The organism is Dietzia sp. DQ11-38-2 (assembly GCF_014145055.1).
In the GTDB taxonomy this organism is placed as follows: domain Bacteria; phylum Actinomycetota; class Actinomycetes; order Mycobacteriales; family Mycobacteriaceae; genus Dietzia.
In genome coordinates this window covers 1-4,072 of the sequence record NZ_JAALDW010000208.1, presented here as the reverse complement: position 1 = coordinate 4,072, position 4,072 = coordinate 1, and the positions used below count along the sequence as shown (strand labels likewise).

At 70.4% G+C, this 4,072-nt stretch carries 3 protein-coding genes and 1 pseudogene; all 4 read left to right on the top strand.

The genetic code is table 11. The annotated features are described in order from the left end of the window. Positions 1 to 279: pseudogene (locus G6026_RS07655) on the top strand (serine/threonine protein phosphatase); the annotation flags it as partial. Positions 280 to 282: 3 nt separating this feature from the next. Beyond that, the gene (locus G6026_RS07650) at positions 283 to 1,725 is read left to right on the top strand and encodes an FtsW/RodA/SpoVE family cell cycle protein (protein WP_107755255.1); all 1,443 of its coding nucleotides are present in this window, start codon (positions 283 to 285) and stop codon (positions 1,723 to 1,725) included. A 7-nt stretch (positions 1,726 to 1,732) separates the two neighbouring features. Beyond that, the gene (locus tag G6026_RS07645; protein ID WP_107755254.1) at positions 1,733 to 3,205 is read left to right on the top strand and encodes a penicillin-binding protein 2; all 1,473 of its coding nucleotides are present in this window, start codon (positions 1,733 to 1,735) and stop codon (positions 3,203 to 3,205) included. Continuing rightward, the coding region (locus tag G6026_RS07640; RefSeq protein ID WP_182612823.1) for a serine/threonine-protein kinase at positions 3,202 to 4,072 on the top strand (871 nt) is incomplete at its 3' end. The genes G6026_RS07645 and G6026_RS07640, both read left to right, overlap by 4 nt.

Here is a 4,072-nt window from a genome sequence, read left to right as displayed (position 1 = left end):
CCGGCCCGCGAATCGGTGCGAGCGGGAATGCCGTCGGGCAGCCTCGCGGACGCCAGGGCCCAGATCTTCCGACTCGCCGAGGACAACCTGCTGCCGCCGTGTGCACCCCGGCGCGACGGGGGCAGGAGCGAGGAGCCGGCGGAGGCCACCACCTCGCCGTCGGCGCCCACCACGTCTCCCCGCCCCGCTCCGGAGCAGTCACCCGAGCCCTCCCCCGAACCCACTCCACGTCCCGCCCCGGCCTCGGTGCCGGGGGTCGACTGCCGGGCGGTGAGCTGACCTGTGACCACTCCCGCATCCGGAACGCCCGCGGTCACCGTCCCGCCCCGCCGCGGCAAGGAACTCGTCCTCCTCGTCGCCGCGTCGGTGATCGTCGGGTTCTCCCTGTTCCTCGTCCAACTGGCCCAGGAGCAGGAACTGAGCCTGACCCTGCTCTGGCTGACCCTGGCCTACCTGGGCCTGTGCGGGGTGGCGCATCTGCTGATCCGGTGGTTGGCGCCGTACTCGGACCCCGTGCTGCTCCCCGCCGTCGCCCTCCTCAACGGCCTCGGCCTGGTGCTCATCTACCGCCTCGACCTGGCCTACGCGGCGCGCGCCGTGGCCAACGGCAACGACCCGCCGGGGATGGACGTCACCAGACAGTTGCTCTGGACGCTGATCGGCCTGGCCTTCATGGCGGCCGTGTTGTACTTCCTCCGCGACCACCGGGTGCTGTCCCGGTACGGATACACCATGGGCTTCTCCGGCCTGGCGTTGTTGGCGATCCCGGCGGTACTTCCCGCCCGGTTCTCCGAGATCAACGGCGCCAAGAACTGGATCATCCTGCCCGGCTTCACCATCCAACCCGGCGAGTTCGCCAAGATCCTGCTCATCATCTTCTTCGCCTCGATCCTCGTCGAGAAGCGTGAGTTGTTCACCAGCGCCGGACGTCGCATCCTCGGCGTGGACCTGCCCCGCGGGCGGGACCTCGGGCCGATCATCGTGGCGTGGTTCCTCTCCCTGGGAGTGCTGGTGTTCAACACGGACCTGGGAATGGCGTTGCTGCTCTTCGCCACCGTGCTGACCATGCTGTACGTGGCCACCGAGCGGATCAGCTGGCTGCTCATCGGCGTCGTCCTCGTGGGCATCGGAGGCGTGTTGGCCTACGCACTGTTCGGCCACGTGCGGGTGCGGTTCCAGATCTGGCAGGACCCCTTCGCCTACTTCGACACCGGCGGTTACCAGAGCTCACAGGCCCTGTTCGGGCTCGCCTCCGGGGGCATGGGCGGCACCGGGCTCGGCAACGGGCGACCGGACCAGGTGCCGTTCGCGGGTACCGACTTCATCACCTCGACCATCGGCGAGGAGCTCGGCCTGATCGGCCTCGCGGCCGTGCTGATGATCTACGCGATCGTCGTCTTGCGCGGGATCCGGGTGGGCCTGACCATCAGGGACAGCTTCGGCAAACTGGTCGCCGTCGGCCTGGCGTTCACCGTCGCCATCCAGGTCTTCGTGGTGGTCGGCGGGGTCTCCACCCTCATCCCGCTCACCGGGCTCACCCTGCCGTTCATGGCCTACGGCGGGTCGAGCCTCCTCGCCAACTACGCCCTGTTGGCCATCCTGCTCCGGTTGTCGCACGACGCCCGTCGACCGATGCCCACCCCGCGTCAGACACCCGCGCTCGCCGAGGCGGCCACGGGCATGATGAGGACCCCGCTGCTGGCCCGCGTCCGGAAGGCCGGGTGAGCGCCGGGTGAACGCCGCCATCCGCAGGGTCGCGGTCGCCGCCATCGTCATGGTGGTGGCGCTGCTCCTCCAGCTCACCTGGGTCCAGGTCTTCCGCGCCGATGAACTGCGGGCCGACCCCCGCAACACCCGGATGCTGCTCGACGAGTACTCCCGCCAGCGCGGGCAGATCACCGCCGGGGGCCGCGTGCTGGCCATGTCGGTGCCCTCGGACGGCAGGTACGAGTTCGAGCGCACCTATCCCACCAGCCCGGTCGCGTTCGGTCCGACGGTGGGGTACTACTCCCTGCAGTACGCCACCTCGGGGATCGAACAGTCGCAGGACGCCTTCCTCAACGGATCGGACCCCAGGCTGCTCTCCCAACGCATCACCGGACTCATCTCCGGCCGGACCCCCCAGGGCGGGTCGGTGGAGCTGACCCTCGACCCCGCCGCGCAGGAGGCGGCCTTCGGCGCACTGCAACGGGGCGCCGGCCAGGGACCCTTCGTCGGCTCGGTGGCCGCGGTCCGGCCCTCGACCGGGGAGGTGCTGGCCCTGGCCTCCAGCCCGGCGTTCGACCCGAACGCGCTGTCCAGCCAGGAGCAGACCGTCCGCACCCAGGAGATGGAGCGGATCGAACAGAGCCCGGACCGGCCGCTGCTCAACCACGCCACGCAGCAGTCCCTGCCGCCCGGGTCCACCATGAAGGTCATCACGACGGCCGCCGCACTCGAATCCGGGATGGGACCGGAGACGCCGGTGTCCGGTGCGGACCGCACGCTGCTGCCCGGCACCTCCACGTTCCTGCAGAACTACGCAGGCCAGACCTGTGGTGGCGGCACCGTGACCCTCCGCACGGCGTTCGAACTCTCCTGCAACGTGCCGTTCGTGGAGCTCAGCCAGGAGATCGGCACCGACGCGTTCACCGAGATGGCCGAACGATTCGGTCTGGACGGCGGGGAACCGGATGAACTCGGGATCCCCGCGGCTCCGTCCGGCCTGGGCCAGATGGAGGACGCCGCGCAACTCGCCATGAGCTCGATCGGTCAGAGCGATGTCCGCATGACGACCCTGCAGAACGCCATGGTGGCGGCCACCGTCTCCAACGGCGGGGTACGCATGCAGCCCCAGTTGATCCGCTCGCTCACGGCGCCCGACCTCTCCGTGGTGCAGGGGTTCTCCCCTGAGGACGCGGGGCGCGCCCTGACCGACGAGCAGGCCGCCACCCTCACCGAGCTCATGGAGGGCGCGGAACGCAATGCCGGCGGCGGGCTGCCCGGGGTGACCATCGCCTCCAAGACCGGTACCGCCGAGCACGGCGTGGACGCCGCGACGACCGTGCCCTACACCTGGTACATCGCCTTCGTCCCCGGCCAGGACGTGGCCGTGGCCGTGGCGCTCGAGTCAGGTCCCGGCATCACCAGAGACACCGTGGGCTCCACCTACGCCGCCCCCATCGGCCGCGAGGTCCTGGGGGCACTCCTCGGGGGCGCGGGATGAGCCTGAACTCCGGAGCGGTGCTCTCCGGCCGGTACCGACTGCTGCGCCTGATCGCCACGGGCGGGATGGGACAGGTCTGGGAGGCCGCCGACGCGGTGCTGGACCGACACGTCGCGGTCAAGGTCCTCAAGGCCGAGTTCTCCTCCGATCAGGAATTCGTGGAGAGGTTCCGGTCCGAGGCCAAGGTGACGGCGCGGATCTCCCACCCGGGTGTCGCGACGGTCTACGACTACGGGCAGATCGACGACCCGGCCTCGGGAAACCCGCTGTCCTACCTGGTCATGGAGCTCGTGGTGGGCGAGCCGCTCTCCGATGTTCTCGCGCGCGAGGGGTCGCTACCGCTCCGCCACACCCTGGACATGCTCGAGCAGACCGGTCGCGCACTCAACGCCGCGCACGCCATCGGGCTGGTCCACCGGGACGTCAAGCCGGGCAACATCCTCATCACGCCCTCCGGGCAGGTCAAGCTCACCGACTTCGGCATCGCCAAGTCGATGGGGTCCGCGGCGGTCACCCAGGCCGGGATGGTCGTGGGCACGGCCCAGTACATCGCACCCGAGCAGGCCATGGGTCACGAGACCACCCCTGCCGGTGACGTCTACTCCCTCGGGGTCGTGGGATACGAGTGCGTGTCCGGGCGCAGGCCGTTCGTAGCCGACTCCCCGGTGAGCGTGGCGATGATGCACGTCCGCGAGACGCCGCCCCCGCTCCCCGACTCGGTACCGCCGTCGGTGCGCAGGCTCCTCTCCGACGCCATGGTCAAGGATCCGAACCGGCGGTACCCCGACGGGGAAGCCTTCGCCGAGGCGGTCTCGGACGTGCGCGCGGGCCGTGACCCGCGGCCCCCGCAGGCGTTCGCCGCGGCCG